This window comes from Archangium sp., from assembly GCF_036277355.1.
In the GTDB taxonomy this organism is placed as follows: domain Bacteria; phylum Myxococcota; class Myxococcia; order Myxococcales; family Myxococcaceae; genus Archangium.
In genome coordinates, this window is the sequence record NZ_DASUNC010000177.1 from 37,762 (window position 1) to 59,801 (window position 22,040).

A 22,040-nucleotide genomic window follows, 5' to 3' on the forward strand; every position below is an offset into this window, starting at 1 on the left:
GCCCGGGTTGGTCAAAGGTAATACGGCGATTGTTGACGGGTGACGGCCCTCCCGCCGGGGGGTAGGCAGCCCGGGGCCGTTCCGCCCGGAGCGGATGCAATCCCGTCCGTGGCCGACTGTGCGCGGACGTATACTCCGCCCCTCGTGTGACCGGGGAGGACCCCTGGAGGAGTGTGGATGCGCAAGCTGCTGTGGGTGCTGTTCGCCGCGGGAATGCTGTCCGGCTGCAAGAAGGAAGAGGCCCCCGCGCCTGCCCGGCAGGCGGCCGGGACGGCCGCAGAGGGCACGCAGGAGGCTCCTCCCGAGGCTCCCGAGGCCTTCGATGACGGCAAGCCCTATGCCCTCACCCAGGCGAAGCTGGACGCCTACGTCGGCTACCAGCGCCAGGTGCTGGATGCCTACGCCGCCATGGCCCGGGAGCTCCAGGCCGCCAAGGTCCGGCTCACCTCCGGCACGCTGGACGCCCAGGGCAGGCCCGTGGGCATGACCGAGTCCATGAAGGCCATCGAGAGCAAGGCCGAGTCCGAGGCCAAGGCCCGCCGCGAGGCCGGCCTCTCCGAGGAGGACGTCAACCGCATCGGCTCCCTCGTCACCGACGTCATCACCCAGCGCCACATGGCCGCCATGCTGGACCTCGCCGGCGAGCTCAAGAAGCTCGAGGAGATGCAGGCCCGCCTCAAGCCCGAGCAGCAGAAGGAGCTGGCCCCCCAGATCGAGGTCATGCGCCAGCGCGTCGAGGAGACCGAGAAGCTCGTGTCCGTCCGGAAGATCCACGGGGATGCGAATGTGGACCTCGTGCTCACCCGCGAGCAGGACCTGATGCGCAACTACCAGGACATGCTCAAGTCCTTCGGCGGGAAGGCGCAGTAGGCGCCGGTGACGGGCTCAACCCGGGGCCCGGATACCCTCACCCCGTCCCTCTCCCGGAGGGAGAGGGGTTCTTGAGGCAGTGGGGTGAGGGGAGGGCGGGGGACCGGGATGCGGTGGGTCAGACGCGGCGCAGATTCGGCGCCTTCTTGAGCAGGTGCTCCAGGTACAGGTCCGCCACCTTCTCCAACACCGTGTTGCCCCGCAGGCGCTGGTTCAGGTTCACGAAGTCCACCTGGTCCAGCCGCTGATCCTGGTTGAAGCAGGAGAACACCCACGTCTCCTTGCCCGTCCGCGGATCCACGTGCCGCTGCAGGCACTGCGCGCAGATCTCCTTCATCATGCACTGCATCGGCGAGTTGATGGAGCCGATCGCCTCGTGCTCGGGGTTCAGGTACGGCTGCAACACCCCGTGCCGCGCCTCCTGCACCGCCCTCATCATCCGGTCCGAGCCGATCGCGATGATCCGCTGCACGTCCTTGAAGGACGCCACCGGCTCCACGCCCAGCTCCCCCTTGGCGTAGGCCAGCATCGCCTGCACCACGTTGCCCCGGAACGACGTGTCCTGCGGCCGCCGCGCCTCGATGAGCTCCCCAGCATCCACCGACCACACCACCTGGTCCGTGGCCGCCTCGATCTCCTCGCGCTTGAAGACGTCCGCGCGCTGCCGGAAGCCCGCGAAGTAGGCCACCTTGCACCCGGCCGCCTTCAGCGAGCGCGCGATGGAGAACAACACCGCGTTGCCCAGGCCTCCGCCCACCAACAGCACCGTCTCGTCGTGGCCGATCTCCGTCGGCGCACCCGTCGGACCCATCACCACCACCGGCTCGCCCGGCTTCAGCGCCGCGCACAGCCGGGACGACGAGCCCATCTCCAACACGATGGTGCCCATCAGCCCCTTCTCCTTGTCCACCCACGCCCCCGTCAGCGCCAGGCCCTCCATCGTCAGGCGCACCCCGTCCACCACCGGCGCGCTCCGCTCGAAGTTCTGCAGCCGGTAGAACTGGCCCGGCTCGAAGTGCTTCGCCGCGAACGGCGCCTTCACCACCACCTCCACGATGGTCGGCGTCAGCCGGTTCACCGTCACCACCGTCGCCAGCAACGCCTCGTCCTGCTTCGCGAAGTGCTCCGCCAGCTTCTCGTCCCGACGCGCCTGCGCCAGCTCGTCGCCGAAGTCCATGGCCGCCACTTCCTTCGCGTACAGACGCGCCACCTCGGGGTAGCCGTCCTTCGCGCTCGCCATGGCCTTCACCACGTTGCCCGCGTAGGTGGGGTGGTTGTCGCCGAAGTACGAGATGAGGTGCCCGTCCTTCCGGTACGAGGTGAAGAAGCCCACCTTCGCCGCGATGTCCTCCACCGGCTCCACCGGCGCCAGCCCGAAGCCGTCCGCCTGCTCCGCCAGCTCGTAGCTCTTGAAGTACTCGCCGTTCTCGTCCAGCTCGAACGTGCCCGGGTACTCCTTCTCGTACGTCACGTTGGGCGCCGTGCCCGCCGCCACGCACACCGTGCGCGCCGGCAGCTCGAAGAACTCGCCGCTGCCCCGCAGCTTGCCGTCCTTCGTCACCATGCGCTCGAAGCGGGTGCCCTTCACCGCTCCCTTCTCGTCCGGCAGCGCCTCCACCGGGCTCATGCGCTCGATGAAGCGGATGCCTTCCTCCAGCGCCTTCGCCACTTCCTCGTGGTTGAGCCGGTAGGCCGGCGACTCCGTCAGGCCACGGCGGTACACCAGGCTCACGCCGCCCCAGCCGCGCACCAGCCGGATGAAGTCCGGCGCCCGGCCCTCGCCCTGCGCCGCCTGGCGCTCGGCCCGCACCGCACGGCCGTGCTCCAGGAAGGTCTGGTACGTCACCTTCTCCTCGGCATCCAGCCGCGCGAGCACCGCCTCCTCGCCCAGCTCCGCCACCAGCTTCTCGTGGCGCTCCAGCGTCTTCTCCACCTGCACCGGGTAGTAGGCCATCAGCTCCGTGGCCGTATCGATACCCGTCAGGCCGCCACCGATGACGATGGCCGGCAGCTGCACCTGGAGGTTCGCCAGCGAGTCGCGCTTGAAGGCGCCCGTGAGCTGCAGCGACATGAGGAAGTCGCTCGCCTTGCGGATGCCCCGGATGAGGTTGTTCTTCATCCCGATGATGGTCGGCTTGCCCGCGCCCGCCGCGATGGCGATGTGGTCGAAGCCCATCTGCCACGCGTCCTCGATCGTCAGCGTGCCACCGAAGCGGATGCCGCCGTAGATGCGCAGGTTCTGCCGCCGCTCCAGCGTCAGGTGCATCAGCGTGAGGAAGTTCTTGTCCCAGCGCACGGTGATTCCGTACTCGGACACGCCGCCGAAGCCCTCGAGGATCCGCTCGTCCAGCTCGCGCGTGAGCGCCTTCCAGTCACGGATGGGCCTCATCGCCTTGCCGTTGCGGCCCACCAGGTCGTCCTCGAAGGGCTCGATCTTCAGGCCGTCGATGCCCGTGACGCCGAAGCCCTCGTTGAGCAGGTAGTGCGAGAGCGTGTAGCCCGCCGGCCCCAGGCCCACCACCAGCACGTTGCGGCCCACGTACGGCAGCGCGTACGGACGGCGCACGTTCAGCGGGTTCCAGCGCGTCAGCAGGCCGTAGATTTCAAAGCCCCAGGGCAGGTTCAGCACGTCCGTCAGGGCGGCCGTCTCCACCATGGGGATGTTCACCGGCTCCTGCTTCTGGAAGATGCAGGCCTTCATGCAGTCGTTGCAGATGCGGTGGCCGGTGCCGGGGCACATCGGGTTGTCCACCATCACCACCGCCAACGACGCCAGCGAGTTGCCCTCGCGCTTGAGCGCGTGCGCCTCGGAGATGCGCTCGTCCAGCGGGCAGCCGGTGAGCGGAATCCCCAGCGGGTTCTTCTTGAAGGTGTGGCCCTCGGCCACCGCGTCCTTCGCCTTGAAGCCCGTCGAGCACGAGTCCTTCTCGCGCTCGTGGCAGATGACGCAGTAGTCCACCTCGCCCATCACCTCGCGCGGCGTGCCCCGCGGATCCGTCAGCTTGAAGCCGTCCCGGTAGCGCAGGTGGTGGTCCGAGCCCTGCGTCATTTCCGGCAGCTTCTCGTCCGGACGCTCCAGCTGCACCAGCTGATCGAACACCAGCGGCTTGGGCACCCGGTGCGTGGGCCACTTGTGGAACAGCTCCTTCATCTCCGGGTGCAGCGCGCGGGCGTACGTCCAGCGGTCCGCCAGCGCCAGCAGGTTGCGCACCGACTGCAGCTCCGCCGCGTCGTCCCCGTGCGTCACCAGGCTGGAGCCAAACGCCTCCTTGCCCTCGGGCCCGGACAGCAGCGCGGCGCGGATGCCCGTCCACTTCGCCCGCAGCGCCTCGCCCTGCTCGGGCGTCAGCGGCGGCAGGTTGCCGGACGTGTTGGAGAACAGCCGCTCCAGGTCCATCAGCGTGAGGATGGACTCGGCCAGCGCGCGCTCCACGTCGTCACTGGCGAGCGCCTCGGGGAAGGCGAGCGACAGCATCAGCCGCATCCGCGCGTCCAGCGAGGGGTACTCGGACAGCGACGGACGGTCCGCCGCGCCCTTCTTGAAGACGCGGCGGGTGATGAACTCGCGCTTGAAGTCGAAGAGCGGCAGCTCGCTCTTGAGGTGGCGCGCCAGCCGATCCGTCTCCGTCTCCAGGCCGAACAGCCGGGTGAGGAAGGCCGACACGTGGCGCGACACGCGGATGAGCAGGTCGGACTCGGCCGGGCCGGTGAGGCCCTCGCCTCCGGACTTGCGGTAGGCCTCGAAGGCCTTGAAGAGCTCGGGCTCGTCGGCGGCGAGCTGCTCGTCGAAGCGCTCGGCCAGGCGCCGCAGGCCGCGGGGGCGGTACAGATCCTCGAAGCTGAAGCCGGGGAGGCCGAGGGTCAGCGTGGAGCCGTCGTTGGAAGGAAGAGCGGTCAAGGGGCGCATGTCACTAAGAGTGTTAGAAGGCAACCAGGGCAAAACGGCTGCCAGGCGGGCCCTATTTCGCGGCCCGCCGACTGGAAAGCAAGCAGACTCGATCAGATGGGCTACTGGGGCCCCTCCACCTGGCTGCGCTCCTGCTTCAACGCGCAGAACGTGCGAGCCACATCCACATCGCGTCGGCCTGTCGGAGCGCCTGCCCCGGCCCCGGGGGCGGGTTCTCAATTGTTGATGATGAGAGCGGTGTAGGGGCCCACGTCCACCCGCTCGTAGGGGCGCCCCTCGCGGCGGAAGCGCTGCTCCCACGGCTCGGGCACCTTGAAGCTCGTCAACGGGATGGCCGGGAAGAAGATCAGCGCCTTGCGGCGCGCCGTGGCGAACCGCCGCTGGTACGGGCCATAGCGCTCCGAGCCGAAGGACGGCGGCATCACGAGCTGCTCCCTCCAGAGGAAGGTGAGCCGGTAGGCGGCCCAGTAGTCGCCCGTCGCCGCCTCCACGCCCCGCTGCTGGAGCTCCTTCAGCAGGGCCTGCTCGTCCTCTCCGCTGCCGTAGCGCGTGACGTGGGGGACGGGGCCGTCGACCCAGCTGCCATAGCCTCGCCAGCCCGCCACCCCGAAGTGCGCCACCACCAGCCCCACCAGGGCCACGCCCACCGCCGTCCTCCCGCCGCGCACGAGCCTGTCGAGCACCGGCGCCGCCATCAGCGGGAATCCGAGCAGCACGGGGACCAGGTAGCGCGCGCTCATCACATCCACGGCCCGGCCGGTGAAGAGGAATCCGATGAGGGACACCCCCATCCAGCCCGCGCCACACCACGCCAGCCGGCGGGCCGTCCTGTCCGCCACGGGCAGCAGGGCGATGAGTCCCCCCGCGAGCGCCAGCAGGAGGAACGTGCCCAGCCCCAGCACCACCAGCACGAACCAGAATCCCTCGGGCCGCACCTCCGGCCGATGGAAGCCGTCCAGCGCAGCGAACAGCTTCGCCCCCGTGACGTAGGGCAGGCACTGCTCCCAGAAGAGCGGCCAGACGCGCTTCATCTGATCGAAGGAGAGCTCACTGAGCTCGGGCGGCTTCATGTGGGCGCGGAAGCGGGGGATGCTGCCCAGCAGGAAGCCCGCCACCACGGCGCCCAGCGCGAGCCCCCTCGGCTTGCGGGCCGCGCCCCAGGTCCACCAGAGCAGGTACAGCACCAGCCCCGGGAGGAACTGCATGGCGAACAGGTCCGAGTAGTAGCCCAGCCCCACCACCGCGCCCGCCAGAAGGGCGAGCAGCAGGTGCCACGGGGGGCGGAACTCTCCCGCGGCCCGCTCGGCGAGGTAGAGCCCCAGGAACACCAGGGCGAAGGACCAGATCCGGAAGGCGCTGTAGGTGAGGTAGTTGAGTGGCTCGGGACACACCGCGACGCAGCCCGCGGCGAGCACCGCCAGGGAGAGCGGCAGCACCCGCCGCAGCACCCCGAACAGGGACAGCACCAGCACCACGTGCCCGAGCACCGAGGACAGCAGCAGGGCCAGCGAGGGGCGCACGGGCAGCAGCGTGTCGACGAGCAACGCCGCCAGGGACGCGGTGATGCCCTGGTAGTCCGTGCCCCACAGCAGCAGGTCGCGTTCCCCGCGTGCCCAGTGCCAGGCCTGCAGGCCGACGACGGTGATGTCGGAGTCGGCCGCGTCGGAGTTGAGGAACGCCGGCAGCCGGAACAGCAGCGTGCCCAGCGCCAGCAGCACGCCTGTCACGAGCACCCGGAGCCTGCGCGGCCCTGTCTCGTCCAGGGTGCCCGGGTTCACGGCGAGGCCCTCTGTTCCTGAACGGGCGGCGTCCAGGCCGCGATGGCCGAGCACAGCGTGGCGATGATGAAGTAGTAGTAGTTGCAGAACGCCTGCTTGCTGAACGCGAAGAAGACCGTGAAGGTCATGGCCATCGCGGCGGCGAAGCCGGCGGGGGTCCGGGGCGCGCGCCAGAGCGACAGCCCGAGCGCGGGCAGCACCACCGCGAAGCCGAGCCACGAGGGCGGCCGCTGGCCCGTCCGGGCGGCCCACCAGGACAGGTAGCTGAGCGCGTCCATGCGGAAGGGCTGGCGCATCTGGAAGCCCATCAGGTCATTGAAGAGGGCCACCGGATCCAACACGGCGAAGGGCAGCGTCACCACCGCCGCGACCCCCGCGGCCTTCAGCAGCGTCCGGAGCGTCTCCCGCCACGGCTGCGGGCCCGGGTACAGCAGCACCACGAGCGGGGCGGCGAGCAACATGTAGTGCTTGACGGCGAAGAGCAGGCCCAGCGCCACCGGCAGCAGACGGGGAGCCCGGCACGCGCTCCAGACGGTGGCGGCCACGAGCGTCGCCACGTACGCGTCCGTCCACCCCTGCTCGAGCACGAAGAACGTCCGCGGCGTGAACAGGAAGACCACGGCGGCGACCTGGGCCCACTGTCCCGGGCGGCAGGTGCCCATCAGCAGTGCGGCCAGCCCCATCGCCACCAGGTTGGTGTAGCGATAGTCCCCGGTCAGCAGGTGCCCCACCCACGCCAGCATCAGACTGAAGGGCGGGTAGGGGAAGCCCACCTGGAGCCGCCCGTTCACCACCAGCCCGGGCCCGTAGAACTCCTCGTGCCCGTAGATGTTCGGCATGGTGATGGCGAACGGGTTGATGCCCTTGGCGAGTGCCTGGAACGCCTCGACGTGGAACGTGTAGACGTCGATGAACGGGTTGGGCGAGTAGTGGATGATCCACGAGCCCAGCGCCACGTGGACGCCCACCAGCACGGGCAGCCGCAGCCTTCCCAACCAGGGCTTCCCGCTCAGCCCCGCACCGGCCAGCACCGCCGCCACCGCGATGCCCGTCAGGAACGAGGTGAAGCCATTGCGGCCCGGCCGCAGGTACACGCCCGGCGAGCTGGTGGCCAGGAAGATGAACTGCCCGATGAGCCCGATGCCCAGCAGCAGGATCGTCGCCCGCTCGGTGTACTGGACGATCCTCGCGTGCCGGGGCTCCGGCAGCACCACGGCCAGCAGCGAGGCCACCAGCGCCACCGTGAGCAGGACCATCGAGTCCGGGTGGCGGGCGCCGTTGCCGAACTGGACCGCGTAGCCCAACGTCACGGCCGCCACGGACAGCAGCGGCGCGAGGTGGGAACGCTCGCCCCCGGAGGCCTCGTGGGTGCCGGGGGTCACGTCAACTCGCCTCCCGCTCGTCCTTGGCGGGCTCGGGGTCCATCTGCAGCTTGCGCCCGCTCTCGTCGAGGAACCGGGGGTGGATGAGCCCCAGCTTCATCGCCCGGTACTGGGCCGCCGCCTCCAGCACGCCGAAGCCGTAGCGCACGCTCTTCATGAAGCCGATGGAGGAGGACTGCTCCTCGTAGCGCGTGGGGCAGCTCACCTCGCCGATGCGGAAGCCGAACCGGATGGCCTGCACCAGCATCTGGTTGTCGAACACGAAGCCGTCGTCGTTCTCCTCGAGCGGCAGGGTGAGCAGCACCTCGCGCGAGAAGGCCCGGTAGCCCGTGTGGTACTCACTCAGCTTCTGATCGACGAGGATGTTCTCCACGGCCGTCAGGAAGCGGTTGGCCACGAACTTGTAGAGCGGCATGCCGCCCGTGAGCGCCGTGTTGCCGAGGATGCGCGAGCCCAGCGCGACGTCATAGATGCCGCTGCTGATGACCGAGGCCATCGCGGGGATGAGCCGGGGGGTGTACTGATAGTCCGGGTGGACCATCACCACGATGTCGGCGCCGCGCCGGAGGGCCTCGGTGTAGCAGGTCTTCTGGTTGCCGCCGTAGCCCCGGTTCTTCGGGTGCACGATGGTGTGGATTCCCAGCGAGCGCGCGACCTCGGCCGTCCGGTCGCTGGAGCTGTCGTCGACGAGAATCACATCGTCCACGATGTCCTTGGGAATCTCCTCGTAGGTCTTCTTGACGGTGTGCTCGGCGTTGTAGCCGGGCATCACCACGCAGATCTTCTTGTCGTTGAGCATGGGTGCATCCCCCCCGGTACGGACGGAGGTCCTCGGGGACGGCCCTCTCTAGCATGCTTCCAGGGGGTGGGAAGGGGGGCTACTTCTCGTCCTGCGTCCGGGTCTGTTTCGCCGTGCGCCGGGGGCGCGCCGGAGCCTCGGTGGGAGGCGGCGTTGGTGCCTGGGTGCCCGCCTGGGCGGCACGCAGGGCCTCCACCTCGGCCCGCAGGCGGATCACCTCGGCGGAGAGCTGGGCGTACGAGTCGCGCACATGGCCGTTGAAGACGCGCTGGCGCGAGAGCGCCTCGTTGATGAACACCTGGCACGTCTTGCGAAAGGCCCACTTGGCCACCAGCACCAGCTGGCCCGCGCCACCCCGGTGGGTGTGCAGCGGCAGGGCGCGCGTGGCGTCCGCGTGCTCCTCCAGCGCCTGGAGGTAGAAGGAGAGCGGATCCACCCGCGGCTCCACGCCCTCCTCGGGCACGTCCGCCGGCTCGGAGGTGGGCAGGCCCCTCGTGCGCAGGCGCTCCTCGATGCGCGCGAGCAGCTCGCGCGCGGGGATGTCCCGTCCCATCAGCTTCATCGGCTCTTCTCCCTGAGGATGCGTTCCATCTCTTCCCGGTAGGCGTCCACCACCCGGGGCCACGTGTACTTCGCGGCGTACGTCTTCGCCCGCCGGCTCAGCACGGCGCGCTGCTCGCCCACCTCGCGCAGGCCCGAGATGAACGACTCCAGGTCCGTGTACGTCCGGCCCGCCCGGCTGCGCTCCACCTGGCCCACCAGCACCTCCGAGTGCCCGTTGACCAGCACCGGCGTGCCCGAGGCGAAGGCCTCCAGCGTGAGCAGCGAGAGGCTCTCGTAGCGCGAGGGCACCGCCACCGCCACCGCCCCGGCCAGCGCGTCGTACTTGTCCTGCTCGCCGATGCGGCCCACGTGGCGCACGCCCTCGCCGCGCAGGTCCATGTGCGCCTCGCCCGCGAGCACCAGGTCCGGTGCGTCGTGGAAGCGCGCCCGCAGCTCCCGGTGGTGCGCGAGCAGCTCGGGGATGCCCTTGCCGGCCTCCAGCCGCCCCACGTACATCAGGTACGGGTTGCGCACGCCGTACTGCTCGCGGAAGCGCCGTGGGTCCACCTTCGCCGGCACGTCCACCCCCACGCCCACCACCCGCGCGGGCGCATGGTCCGGGTAGTACCGGCCGATGAGCTCCACCTCCTCGGGCGTGTTGCACAGCAGGGCCCGCGGGCGCTCGAAGACGTCCGCGTACACGCCGAAGCGGATGGGCGGCTCGTCGTGCGCCGTGGGGACGATCAGCGCCCGGTCCGCCACCATCGGCAGGCCCCACACCGTGGGCGCGTACAGGTAGGTGAAGAAGACGAAGCCGTCGTAGTCCGCCCCGTGCGTGTCCAGGTGCTCCAGCAGGCCGGGCACCACCGGGCCCTGCTCGGCCACCCAGTGCTCCTCGCGCAGCCGCTCGTTGGGCTTGTCGAAGACCTGTTTGGACAGCGCGTTGAAGGGACGGATGTTCCGCACCCGCGTCACCGGGAAGCGCAGCACCTTCACGCCCTCCACGTGCGCGTCCTGCTCCTCGCCCGGCGGGAAGACGTTCTCCCACGTGAGGTGGTTCTTCGCGCACGTGGTGAGCACCGTCAGCTCCCAGTGCGGCGCGAGCTGCTCCACCACCTGTTGCGCGTGGCGCTCGGCTCCGCCCGTCACCTCGCCGTAGCGCTGCACCACCACGCCCACCCGGGGCTTCTTCCTCGCGGACGGGGCTCGGCGCCTGGGGCGCCTGTCCTCTCCGAGGGCCTTCGCGAGGGCCTTCTGGGTCTCCTCGGCGGAGAAGTGCTTCAGCCGCCGGGCCTGGCCCGCGAGCAGGCGCTCACGCAGGGACGCGTCCTCGCACATGTCCACCACCAGCTCGGCGAGGAAGGCGAAGCGCTTCTGGTCGAAGGCGATGCCCGCGCCTCCGAGCGTCTCCGGCACGGCCGCCGCCGCGTAGGCCAGCACCGGCACCTCGGCGGCCATGGCCTCGATGAGCGGGACGCCGAAGCCCTCGTGCTCGCTCATGGAGACGAAGACGTCCGCCGTGCGGTACGCGGCCACCAGCTCCGCGTGGTTGAGCCTCCCGAGGAAGTGCACCCCGGTCAGCTCGCGAGCCCTGTGCTGGAGCGACTTGAAGTAGCGGCTGCCCGGCTCATAGCCCCCCACCACCAGCAGGCGCGCCTCGGGCCGCAGCCGGAGCAGCTCCGCGTGCAGCGCCAGCAGATCCTCGAAGCGCTTGTGCGGCGCCACCCGGCTCACCGAGAGCACCACCGGGCCCGGCCCGGACAGGCGTTGCCGCAGCGCCTTGTCCGCGTTGGACTCGGAGAAACGCTGGGGCTCGACGAAGAGCGGGACGGTGTGGACGTTGTGGTAGCCGGCCTCGCGCAGCTCGGCGCGGTTGTAGTCCGACACGCCGATGGCCACGTCCACGAAGGGGGCCATGGCGGCCAGCTGCGCCCGCCCCGTGAGGAGCGCCTCGGCCAGCGGGGTGCCCGTGTAGTAGCGCGCGGGGCTGATGTTGTGGAAGACGACGCCCCGGCGGCAGGGCAGGTGCATCAGCCGGCTGCTCAGCGGTGAGGCGATGCCGTGGTGGTAAAGGACCAGGTCGTCCGGGCCCGGACGCAGCGCCGAGACGGGGTGCGCCAGGGACTCGAGGCCCGCGCCGACCTCGCCCGCGTAGAGCTCGCCGGAGTGGCCCAGCCGGCGCAGCAACAGCTGCAGGTGCAGCGCCGCCTGTCCGGAGGCGTCGCCCGCCACGAAGCTCGGAATCAGCTGATGGACCGCCATAGGGGCACCCTGCCTATCACAGCACCGTGCTATGAGGCGCACCGTGTCAAAGGGTCCTGTCGCTTTCGATGCGAGTCTCTGGGACGAGCCCACCACGGGCATTGGTCTCTACACCCGCTGTCTGGCCGAGGGCCTGGAGGCCCGGGGCGTTCGCCTGGAGCGGCTGGGCGCCCGGGTTTCCGGGGAGGACCCCCGGGGCCGGATGGGGCGCACCGCCTACGTGCTGGGCCGGCTGCCCCAGGTGCTGAGGGCCTCGGAGGCGCGGGTGTACCACGCGCTGGGCAACTTCAACCTCCCGCTGGTGCGCATTCCGGGCAAGGCGTACGTCGTCACCGTTCACGATCTGATTCCCCTGCTGATGCCCGAGACGGTGTCCCGGGCCTATCGCTGGCAGTTCCGCCTGTGGCTGGCCCGGAGCGTCCGGGTGGCGGACCGCATCCTCTGCGTGAGCGCGTGCACCCGGGATGACTTGCTGGCGCGCCACCCCGAGGCCGAGCGCAAGGTCTCGGTGGTCTACAACGGGGTGGACCACGTGGACCGCCATGCGCCGGATGCCACCACCGAGGCGTTCCTGCGCACGCTGTCTCTGCCGGAGCGGTACGTGCTGTACGCGGGCTCGCTGGACGTGCGGAAGAACGTGAGCCTGGTGTTGGACGCGCTCGAGCGGCTGAAGGCGCGGGGACGGCCAGCGGCGCTGGTGATGGCGGGGCAGAGCTGGTTCGGCTCGGGGGCGGTGGAGACGCGCGTGGCGCGCATGCGCGCGGAGGGGCATGACATCCGCTCGCTGGGGTACCAGTCCGAGGCCGTGTTCTTCGAGCTGATGCGGCGGGCGGCGGTGTTCGCGTTCCCCTCGAAGTACGAGGGCTTCGGGCTGCCGCCGCTGGAGGCCATGCGGCTGGGGGCGCCGGCCATCGTGTCCACGACGGGGGCCACGCCGGAGGTGTGCGGGCAGGGCGCGCTGGCGGTGCGGCCGGATGACGCCGAGGGCCTGGCGGAGGCGATGGAGCGGCTGCTGCGCTCGGACACGGAGCGGCGGCGCTGGGCGGAGGAGGGGAGGCGGCAGGCGGCCCTGTTCACCTGGGCGCGCTGCGCGGACGAGACGCTCGCGGCCTACGAGGAGGCGCTGCGGCGGTAGGACTCAGGGGGTGAGGCCATCCACCACGACGGGGCTGGTGCGCTGGGTGAGCGTGCCATCCCCGAGCTGGCCGTAGGCGTTGTAGCCCCAGGTCCACAGGATGCCGGCCGAGTCGTGCGCCAGGGTGTGGTAGCCACCCGCGGCGACGTCGATGTGGGTGGTGACGCCGGGCACCTGCACCGGCGAGTTGCGCTGGGTGAGCGTGCCATTCCCGAGCTGGCCGTAGGCGTTGTAGCCCCAGGTCCAGACGGTGCCATCGCTCTTGCGCGCCACCGTGTGGTGGATGCCGGCGTCGATGTTCATGACACCCGTGAGGCCGGGCACCTGCACCGGCGAGTTGCGCTGGGTGAGCGTGCCGTCCCCGAGCTGGCCGTAGGCGTTGTAACCCCAGACCCACACGGTGCCATCCCGCTTGAGTGCCACCGTGTGATAGGCGCCCGCGCTCACGGCCATCACGTTGGTCAGTCCCGGCACCTGCACCGGCGCGGTGCGATGGGTGAGCGTGCCATCCCCGAGCTGGCCATAGGCGTTGTGGCCCCAGGCCCACACGGTGCCATCCTGAAGCACCGCCACCGTGTGGTGATAGCCCGTGGTCACGGCCATGACATTGCTCAGGCTGGACACCCTCAGCGGCGAGAGGCTGTTGGTGGTCGTCGCGTTGCCGAGCTGGCCGTAGGCGTTGTAGCCCCAGGTCCACACGGTGCCATCCCGCCTGAGCGCCACCGAGTGGGAGTTTCCCCCCGAGATGGCCATGACGGTGGTGAGGGTCCCCGCCCTCACGGGCGCGGTGCTCTGGAGGGCCGTCCCATTGCCGAGCTGGCCGTAGTCATTGCGCCCCCACGTATAGACGGTGCCATCCCGCTTGAGCGCCATCGTGTAGTAGAGGCCCCCCTCGACGGCGGCGGCGCCGGTGAGTCCCGCCACCTTCACGGCCGTGGAGCTGGAGGTGGTCGTCCCATTGCCGAGCTGCCCATGACCGTTGTGGCCCCAGGTCCACACGAGGCCATCGTGCTTCACCACCGCCGAGTGATGGGCGCCCGCGGCGAGGCCCGCGATGGCGCTGACCGCCACCTGATAGGGCGTGGTGCGCTGGGCCGTATTCCCGGTGCCCACCTGTCCGTAGTTGTTGTAGCCCCAGGCCCAGATGCTCCCATCCGCCTGCCGCACCAGCGTGTGATGGTTGCCCGCGGCGAAGCGGACGACCTCGGTGAGCCCACTCACCTGGAACGGGCTCGAGCGGTGGGTGGTCGTCCCATCCCCGAGCTGCCCGTAACCGTTGTAGCCCCAGGTGAACAGGGTGGCGTTCGACTTGCGCGCCACCGAGTGATAGGCCCCCGCGGCCACGGCGGTGATGCCGCTCAGGCCACTCACCATCACCGGCGTGAGGCGCTGGGTGGCCGTCCCGTCCCCGAGCTGCCCATAGGTGTTGTCGCCCCAGGCTCGCACCGTGCCGTCCGTGCGCACCGCCAGCGTGTGGTAGTAGCCGGCCTCGATGCGGGTGGCGCTCGTGAGCCCCGCCACCTGCACCGGCGCGAGGCGCTGGGTGAGCGTCCCGTCCCCGAGCTGGCCATAGGCGTTGTAGCCCCAGGCCCGCACCGTGCCATCGCTCTTGCGCGCCACCGAATGATGGACGCCCGCGGCGATGGCGGTGACGCCGCTGAGGCCCGTCACCTGCACCGGAGAGAGGCGTTGGGTGACCGTCCCATCCCCGAGCTGCCCGTAGGCGTTGTAGCCCCAGGTCCAGACGGTGCCATCCGCCTTGAGCGCCATCGAGTGGTATCCGCCCACCGCGATGGCCGTCACCCCGGTGAGGCCCGGTACCTGAACGGGCGCCTGGCGCTGAATCGTCGTCCCATCCCCGAGCTGCCCGTAGTTGTTGCGCCCCCAGGCCCAGACGGTGCCGTCCGTCCTGAGCGCCACCGAGTGATGGATGCCCGTGGCCACCGCCATCACCGAGCTCAGGCCCACCACGATGACCGGCTTGTAGCGGTGGGTGACCGTGCCGTCCCCGAGCTGTCCGTAGTAGTTGTAGCCCCAGGCCCGCAGGGTGCCGTTGTCCCTCAGCTCCACGGTGTGGTTGGCGCCCCCCACCGCGGTGGGGCAGTAGTCCGAAACGGAGCGGGTCACCGAGTCGACCGCGAAGCCGCAGGTGGTGCGGTTGCCGTTGCTGTCGATGACCATCGGGTAGGCCTTCACCTCGAAGGTGGAGGTGCCACAACCCATGGGCCCGCTGTAGTACCAGGTGCCGGAGGTGCCAGCGGTGGCGACCCGCTCCTCCCACACCTGGAGGACGCCATCGAGGTAGTACTCCAGCCGGGCCCCGTTGGCGCCCGTGGACATCGTCCAGTCACCGCCGCCGGCCAGCTCGTTGTTGTACGAGCTGACGCCCGAGATGGTCAGCGAGGTGACGCTCAGCCCCAGGCACATCGCCGACTCCCGGGTGCCGAGCATGTCCTCGGACGCAGACGGCGAGGACTGGGGATCCTCGGCACAGCCCGAGGAGAGGAGCAGCCCACAGAGCAACGCACCGAGCAGGGCACGGAGAGGATGGCACCTCATTTGGCAACTCCTCACATCGGATGCGGACGCATCCATTGATGCGCCTCAGGCTATCCCTTGATTGTTGATTATTCAATAAAATCCTGTGTGCCAGAAGAAGGGTGCGCGGGGGGACGGTCAACGGTAGACAGCGGCGCGCCCATGCATGTCTGACCGGAAGTTGGGAGTGGGAACGGTTGGCGTGTCAATCTTCGGGAGGGGTCGGTCTTGCAGCAGCCAGCCGAGGATTCACGTCGTGGCGCTCACACTTCGATGAATTTGATCCCGGTGACGTGCTCCTGCTCCAAGGCCTCCTTGATGTCCTGGGAGACGATGAGCGCGACGAGCCATCCCCATGGCCGGAAGATGCGGGCGCCTTCGGACTTCGTCGGGTCGATGCGCATGCCATGGACGGCCCGATAGGTTCCGACCTTCTTGGGCAGTCCATCCTCCGGCTTCCAGTACAGCACCTCACTACAGCGAGCGTCGTCGATGCAGCGCACGACCCGGGTGACATTGAGGATGAACCAGGGCTCTGCGAGTGAGGCGATCCTCGCTGGAAGGAACTGCACGTCCTTTGTTCCCAGGCGCTCGAAGATGCGCACGACGCGCTCGGGAACGACAGGAGTGCCCAGTGCCGAGATGTTGAACTCGAGCGGACTCCCAGCTGGCTGGTGGATCCGGAATGTGGGCGACTCAGCGATGTCAGTCATCTCGAGCCGCTGTCCGTCCGTGTATCGCCAGGGGTTGTCGAGTCTTGCGCCTTGTTTATCGAACGGACCTTGAAACACCCAACCGTCAGTGCCGTCTGGAGTGTATACGTTCTGGATAAGCCGAAAGTATGTGAAGGGAGAAGTGTCACGAAGACTCATGGGCGGACCTTCTTGATCAACATCTTGTTGAGCGCTGTGCCAGGGGTGCAGAGTTCGTCGGCAATCTTCTTGAGTTCATCCGTGAAGGCCCGCCTGCATTCATCCATGCTTGTGCAGCTACGCAGTACTTCGAGAAGTCGATCATGGATTGTCTGATGGTATTGCTCGGAGTGCGGCCCCTCGTGGCCCTGGATGTGGATGAGGTTCGCGGGGTCATTGAGGCTCATTCCTACTTGTTCAAACAACCCCTCGAACCGTGGGGTCCACGGACCGCCTCGCGCGGATGACTTCCGGTTGTTGATGGTGGCCATGTGATGCCACTCGCCGTCCTTGTTCGAGCCGTCATCACAGATGCTCTTGGCCCGGGCGGCGGCTGCCGTGTTTCCGAGAGTTGCTCCCGCGATGACGACACCGCCATCCGCCATGACTTGCACCGTCGTCGCTTCGGTCATCAGCAGATCATCCAGCGCAGCCGCACCGGCTGGAGCCCATTGTCTGCCTCGCAAGCCGCCCGGCGGGACTCCTGGTAACGCCTTGCCCACTCCGTAACTCGCCACCATCACCAGGAGCCTCAGTCCGGTTCCTCCCAGCGCCTTCCCGAAGCGCTCCGCGACCTTCTCCAACTCCCGCACCGTCCGGGCCTGCTCCGCTTCCTTGTACAGCCGCATGACGGTCACGGCCACATTGCGCAGCTCGGCCACGGTGAAGCTCGTCATGAGCAAGAGGGTCAGCCTCGCGGCGAACAACTTTGAGAAGAAAGGCTCGGGCGCCAGCCAGGAGGCCATGTAGAGGACGGAGGAGAGAACCACTCCCGAGACGAAGAGCGGGTCGTTGAACAGCTCATGCGCCGCATCGCGGAAACCATCGCCCATGAACCGGGTCGAGAGGCGCAGGGCCATCACCTGCCGGCTGTTCTCGAGCGATTCCGGCAGCCTCAGGCTGGGGGAGCCGTACTTCGCGAGGTATTCCTCGCGGAGTTGCTTCTCCCAGGTGCCGGGCGTGCAACCCGAGTCACATGTCACCATGCCCGTGGTGGCGAGCAGGAGCCCTCGTGGTCCTGGAGCGGTCAGCGAATCGTGCTGGAAGGCCAGGAGGGCGCGGGCCTCTTCAACGGTGAAATCCCTCTGCAGGAGGGTGGACAGTCCGAACGAGAGTTTCAGCCGTTCCCCAGGGAGCGCGCTCACCTGGAGGGACACCTCCCGTTCCACACGGAGCGCCTCCAGAGGCCCACCGAGGGCGGTCAGCACCGGGGCCAAGGTGAGCAGGAGCGCTACGGCAGGTACCCTCATGGACATGGTCCAGGAGTCTATTCCATGGGTAGAGGCCGTCCTGCCGCGTCAGCCCGTCATCCGCCCGATCATCAATCCGAGCAGGAAGGCCGTCGCGCCCACGGCTCCCACCATCCACAGAGGAAAGCCCTGGGCTCCTGCCTCGGGGGCAGGCGAGGCCGTCTGTCGGGCGGGGGCCTCCTCGGGAATGACCACCCGGACCTTGATGCCACCCCCGGTGAGCGCCTCCGACAGGTCATCGATGCAGCGCTCGTAGTCCTCCTCGGCGATGTCGATCGGCGCGCCGTGGTGGGCCTCGTACCGCTTCGCCACGGACTCGTGGCCGCGCAGCTGCGCTTCCTTCCTCGCCACGTCCACCCAGCCGCAGACGATCGTCGGTGCCGTACCGCGCCTCGGGACGAGCGAGATGGGCTGCCGCGCCAGCTTCCCTCCAGCGGTGCTGGGACCCTCGGGCTCGTCGATGCGCAGCACCCGGTGCGGCGTGCGCCCGTAGATCTTCTTCGCGAACCTGTCCTTCAGCCGCTCCGCGAACAGCGCCGCGTGGGTCGCGAACATCGTCCGGTATTCGCCGCCCTCGGGCTGCTCGGCCTCCGGCTCCGCGTCTGGCTCCACCACGGGCGCCATGCGCGTCTCGTCCGCTCGCCTGGCCCGGGGTGGGGGCGTTCGCTCGTCTTCTTCCACGGGGGCAATGCGTGTCTCATCGGACCGCCCCGTGCTGCCTCGTCCCCTGTGACCGTTCGCCATGCGAGCTCCTCACCGCGCAGGATATCCGCTCGGCGGCGCGGACGCTCAGGCGCGGAAGCGCCGGTGTGTCATCCCGGGCAGAGGCGCTTCGATGAGGCCAGACGTCACCCTCCCCACCAGCCAGAACTCACCCTGGATGATGTTTCCGGGCTCCAGGGGGGCCGTCAGCTCCCGCGGCGAGGCGAGCACGTCGTAGCTCCCTCCCAGTGTCCGCACGATGGCGTGCTGGAACGTCTCCCCGGTCATGACGTTCTCTCGCAGTCCGGCCTCCAGCACCCGGCCCGTGAGGAAGGCCTCGGCCGCCTCGGGCAGCTCCTCTCCCTCCGGTGAGAACAGCCCGGAGGGAATGAGGGACTCGGCGGCGAACTTCACCTCCTCGTTCTCCTGCGCCTGGGTGAAGGCCGCCTCGTCCGCCCAGACCTCGATGCCTCGGGCGAAGGCGCACAGGCCCAGCTCGAGCAGGGCCCCCTCGCTCACCCGCTCGCGCGTGAGCAGCAGGTCATCGAGCTGCGTGGCCAACGGGTAGAAGAGCTCTCCCTTCGCGTCCACGATCTCCACGAGCAGCGGATCGCAGAAGCGGCAATCCGGATCGTTGGCGAACCGTGTCGCGCGCGCCTGGAGCCGGGTCCGCGCGCGGAAGCCCGGGGTGGCGCACTCCACTCCGTCCTCCGACACCACGAAGCTGACGCTGGCGCCACTCGCGTCCGTCCAGACGCGCAGCTCGTGGGCTCCCCACTTCCCGGCGGGCTCGCTGCGCTCCAGCAGCAACGACATGCGGCGCCCGAAGTCCTGCGGATCCCTCGCGGTGATGCCGATGCACGACATGTTGCTGGCCATGCCGGACAGCCTATCACCGCCCCTGACAGTCCCGGGGCTCGACGGGCCGTGTCACCCGTCTCACGCCGCGTGAGGGGCCGGAGACCGTTGCACCGCGCACAGAGGGTCGGCGAGGTGCATGGCGTGCAGCGCCTCGTCCTCGCGCTTGTCGCACGGGCCGTAGGCGAGGTGGGGTTTCAGTGCATCGAGCTCGGCCCGCACCTGCGCCCACGTCGTCATTCTCAACATTCGCGACATGGGAACCATCCTGGCGTGCGGCTCCTGGCGAGCGCATGGGGGTTGCTCCGCGACGGTGGGGCCTCTATGCCGGGGCCCCATGAGACCCAACCGTTTCCTCCTCCTCTGTTCCGCGTCGGTGCTGCTGCTGTCGGCCAGTGCGTGCCGTGACGAGCCGGATCCAGCCCCGGAGCCCGTTTGCACCGAGGCGCTGCTTCCGTTGCAGAACCCGCGTTCCCACACCCTGGGCGAGACCTTCTACCTGCCCCGGCTGAAGCAGGACGCGCAGTGTCCCTCCACCCTGGAGTGGCAGGTCGTCTCCGCTCCCGAGAGCAGCCGCAACACCGCCTACACGCGGGGCGCTCCCGAGCCGCGCTTCACCCCCGATGTGCCCGGGGACTACGTCCTCCGGCTGGGCGAGCTGCGCAACTCCGAGGTGCCGCTCCACGTCGTGGCCCGCTCTCCGGCCGAGCGCTTCCGCAACCACTCCCTGACGCCCCTCTCCGGCGTGTTGCGCGTCGGGGAGGAGCTGTGGACCGCGAACGGTGCGTCCTACACGGTGAGCCGCCTCGCGCGGGTGGACGGCACGTACTGGCGCAAGCATGGCGAGGTGACGGTGGGCGCGTGGCCCTCGGCGCTGGCCTGGCGCGAGCCGCTGCCCTATGTGCTCGTCGCCCATCGCGGCGGCGACACCGTGGGCTTCATCGACCGGGCGCGCGGCGTGCTCGTGGACTCCCTGTGGGTGGGGGACGAGCCCTCCGGTCTGGCCCTCTCTCCGGATGCCCGGCGGCTGTACGTGTCGCTGGCCACGCAGCGCCGGGTGGCGGTGGTGGACCTCGCGGTGCGCGAGGTCGTGGCGCATGTGGAGGTGGGGTTCGATCCTCGCGCCCTGGCGCTCTCCGCGGATGGCCGGCGGCTCTTCGTGGCCTCGTACCGCTCCGGCAACCGCGTCAAGGACACGCGCGGCACGTACGGGCCGGGGGATGACAAGGACATCTCGGTCGTCGACACCGCGTCGCTGACGACGATCGCCACCGTGGAGGGAGTCTCCGCCGATCTGCGGGCCCTGGCGCTCTCCGCGGACGATACCGAGCTGTACGTCGCCGCGACCGATGGAGACCCCGAGCCCTCGCAGGCGGACGCCACGGCGAAGCCCTTCGTGCACGAGGTGGTGGTGGTGGACGCGGACGCCGCGGTGCCGAGCGTGCTGCGGCGCGCGGACCTGACGCGCCAGGCGGGCTCCGGAGGTCCCGTGGTCAATCCCGCCGGAGTGCTCGCGGTGGGGGACACGCTGTGGGTCTCCTCCGAGTCGTCGGACGTGGTGGTGGCACTCGACCGGAACACGCTCGCCGAGAAGGCCCGGGTCGCGGTGGGTCCGGGCGCCCGGCAGCTGGTGGCGGTGGATGCCGCGGGCACGGTGGCCGTGCACTGCTACCAGAGCTTCGAGCTGTGGGTGCTGCGCGCGGACGGGACGGTGTTCCAGAAGGTGCAGCTCGCGGAGGATCCGCGTCCCGCGAGCGTGGCGCTCGGTGAGCGCGTCTTCACCCGGCCCGGTGGGAGTTTCGCGGCGAATCACTCCTGCTCGAGCTGCCATGTGGAGACGCAGAACGACGGCATGGTGTGGCGCTTCGGACCGGCTGTCTGGCACAACGTGCGGCCGCTGCAACTGCTGGATGCCACCACGCCGCTGGAGTGGGGCGCCTACGTCTCCAGCTCCGCCAACTTCGGCTACCAGGGACCCGGGTCCATCGTGTCGCGTCCGGCCACGCCCGAGGAGGCGCTCGGCCTCCAGGCCTTCCTGGGCTCGCTGCTCGGCGCCCCCAGGGCCACGGGCCACACCCGGCTGGACGGCAGCTACACCGAGGCCGCCCTGCGCGGAAAAGAGCTCTTCGAGGGCAAGGCCTCCTGCTCTGGCTGCCACACGCCGCCGCTGTACACGTCACGCGGGTATGTCACGCAGGGCAAGTCCGGTGAGCCGGCCGACATCCCCACGCTCCTGGGCACCTACCGTCACGGCATCTACTTCGTGGGCGCGAAGGCCCGGAGCCTGGAGGCCGCCCTGGATGTGGCGATCGACTACGTGAAGGTGCCGCTCAGCGCCGAGGAGCGCGCGGATCTCCTGGCCTTCCTGCGCGAGCTGACGCCGAAGGGTGGGGCGCCGCTGGGCATCTGGCCGGACATCGACAGCGACGAGGGCGTCTACCCGGACGTGCGCCCGTCCGTGGCCTTCGCGGACCCGGTGGATGACTCGCAGGGGAAGCCGGCCGCCGAGGTGGCGGCGGAGTACGTGGTGCTGGAGGACGCGCTCGGCAATCGCGTGTCCGGCGCGGTGGAGGTCCAGGGCGGACGGCTCACGTTCGTGCCGGCGGCGCCGCTCGCGCAGGGGGCCCGCTACCGCTTCCGGGTGCTGCCGGGTCTGCCGTTCCTCTCCGGAGGCGCGCTCTGGGGCGAGCTCGGGAGTGAGTTCACCGTCGCGAAGCCGGCCGCGGGCACCTGGCCCCGGGCGATGCGCATGACGGTCCAGGTTCCGGGGCGCGGCGGCATCACCCCCGTGGACTTCGTGCTCGAGACGGCCGAGCCCTCCCGTCCGGGTGCGCTCACCCTGACGATCCTTCCCCAGGGCGCGGGGAGCCAGCAGCGTCAGCAGGTCTGGGCGCGGGTGGATGGGGACCGGTGGCGGATGCAGCCCTTCGCGATGCCGCTCTTCGGTACCAGCGTGGCGGATGCCTCGGAGGTGGTGGGCGCCGTCACGCAGGTGGATCCGTCCAACCAGGACATCACCCGGGTGGAGGGCACGCTGCGCATCCGCGGGCCCGGCATCGACATGAAGAACATCGCCTTCACCCTCATCCCGAAGTAGCGGCGGTG

The 22,040-nt window shown here is 69.6% G+C and carries 15 protein-coding genes; 3 read left to right on the forward strand and 12 right to left on the reverse strand.

The genetic code is table 11. The annotated features are described in order from the left end of the window. Window positions 1-177 precede the first annotated feature (177 nt). Window positions 178-870 carry a hypothetical protein gene (locus VFZ09_RS44540; RefSeq protein WP_329733922.1) on the forward strand — a complete coding sequence of 231 codons (693 nt, stop codon included), beginning with the start codon at window positions 178-180 and terminating at the stop codon, window positions 868-870. Window positions 871-988: 118 nt separating this feature from the next. On the opposite strand, the gene VFZ09_RS44545 is transcribed toward VFZ09_RS44540, so the two are convergent. The 6 genes from VFZ09_RS44545 to VFZ09_RS44570 all read right to left on the reverse strand — a co-directional run bounded on the left by VFZ09_RS44545 (window position 989) and on the right by VFZ09_RS44570 (window position 11,541). Beyond that, window positions 989-4,777 (reverse strand): FAD-dependent oxidoreductase, encoded by a 3,789-nt coding sequence (locus VFZ09_RS44545; RefSeq protein ID WP_329733923.1) that lies wholly within the window; start codon window positions 4,775-4,777, stop codon window positions 989-991. Window positions 4,778-4,992: 215 nt separating this feature from the next. Next, on the reverse strand, window positions 4,993-6,555 hold the full coding sequence (locus VFZ09_RS44550) for a hypothetical protein (protein ID WP_329733924.1): 1,563 nt from the start codon (window positions 6,553-6,555) through the stop codon (window positions 4,993-4,995). Further along, entirely contained in the window at window positions 6,552-7,937 is a 1,386-nt protein-coding gene (locus VFZ09_RS44555) for a hypothetical protein (RefSeq protein WP_329733925.1), read from the reverse strand. The genes VFZ09_RS44550 and VFZ09_RS44555 overlap by 4 nt, the downstream gene beginning before the upstream one ends. Window position 7,938: 1 nt before the next feature. Continuing rightward, window positions 7,939-8,736, reverse strand: coding sequence for a glycosyltransferase family 2 protein (locus VFZ09_RS44560; protein WP_329733926.1), 798 nt, complete (start codon window positions 8,734-8,736; stop codon window positions 7,939-7,941). Between the two features lie 79 nt (window positions 8,737-8,815). Next, on the reverse strand, window positions 8,816-9,298 hold the full coding sequence (locus VFZ09_RS44565) for a hypothetical protein (protein ID WP_329733927.1): 483 nt from the start codon (window positions 9,296-9,298) through the stop codon (window positions 8,816-8,818). After that, window positions 9,295-11,541: a glycosyltransferase family 4 protein gene (locus VFZ09_RS44570; RefSeq protein ID WP_329733928.1), complete on the reverse strand. Its 2,247-nt coding sequence runs from the start codon at window positions 11,539-11,541 to the stop codon at window positions 9,295-9,297. The genes VFZ09_RS44565 and VFZ09_RS44570 overlap by 4 nt, the downstream gene beginning before the upstream one ends. Window positions 11,542-11,584: 43 nt before the next feature. Between VFZ09_RS44570 and VFZ09_RS44575 the strand changes: the two genes are divergently transcribed. Beyond that, window positions 11,585-12,676, forward strand: coding sequence for a glycosyltransferase family 1 protein (locus VFZ09_RS44575; protein WP_329733929.1), 1,092 nt, complete (start codon window positions 11,585-11,587; stop codon window positions 12,674-12,676). A gap of 3 nt (window positions 12,677-12,679) precedes the next feature. Here VFZ09_RS44575 and VFZ09_RS44580 read toward each other — a convergent pair whose 3' ends face one another. From VFZ09_RS44580 to VFZ09_RS44605, 6 genes are all read right to left on the reverse strand, one after another. After that, window positions 12,680-15,235, reverse strand: coding sequence for an RCC1 repeat-containing protein (locus VFZ09_RS44580; RefSeq protein WP_329733930.1), 2,556 nt, complete (start codon window positions 15,233-15,235; stop codon window positions 12,680-12,682). A 242-nt stretch (window positions 15,236-15,477) separates the two neighbouring features. Further along, window positions 15,478-16,005, reverse strand: a complete 528-nt coding sequence (locus tag VFZ09_RS44585) for an imm11 family protein (RefSeq protein WP_329733959.1) — start codon at window positions 16,003-16,005, stop codon at window positions 15,478-15,480. Between the two features lie 77 nt (window positions 16,006-16,082). Further along, window positions 16,083-16,985 (reverse strand): AHH domain-containing protein, encoded by a 903-nt coding sequence (locus tag VFZ09_RS44590; protein ID WP_329733931.1) that lies wholly within the window; start codon window positions 16,983-16,985, stop codon window positions 16,083-16,085. 438 nt (window positions 16,986-17,423) lie between these two features. Continuing rightward, entirely contained in the window at window positions 17,424-17,999 is a 576-nt protein-coding gene (locus VFZ09_RS44595; protein WP_329733932.1) for a hypothetical protein, read from the reverse strand. A gap of 165 nt (window positions 18,000-18,164) precedes the next feature. Next, window positions 18,165-18,956, reverse strand: coding sequence for a hypothetical protein (locus VFZ09_RS44600; protein ID WP_329733933.1), 792 nt, complete (start codon window positions 18,954-18,956; stop codon window positions 18,165-18,167). Window positions 18,957-19,016: 60 nt separating this feature from the next. Beyond that, window positions 19,017-19,193, reverse strand: a complete 177-nt coding sequence (locus VFZ09_RS44605) for a hypothetical protein (protein WP_329733934.1) — start codon at window positions 19,191-19,193, stop codon at window positions 19,017-19,019. Between the two features lie 79 nt (window positions 19,194-19,272). On the opposite strand from VFZ09_RS44605, the gene VFZ09_RS44610 reads away from it, so the two are divergent. Continuing rightward, a complete protein-coding gene (locus VFZ09_RS44610; protein ID WP_329733935.1) occupies window positions 19,273-22,032 on the forward strand; it encodes a hypothetical protein in 2,760 nt (919 codons plus the stop codon). The last annotated feature ends 8 nt before the right edge of the window (window positions 22,033-22,040 follow it).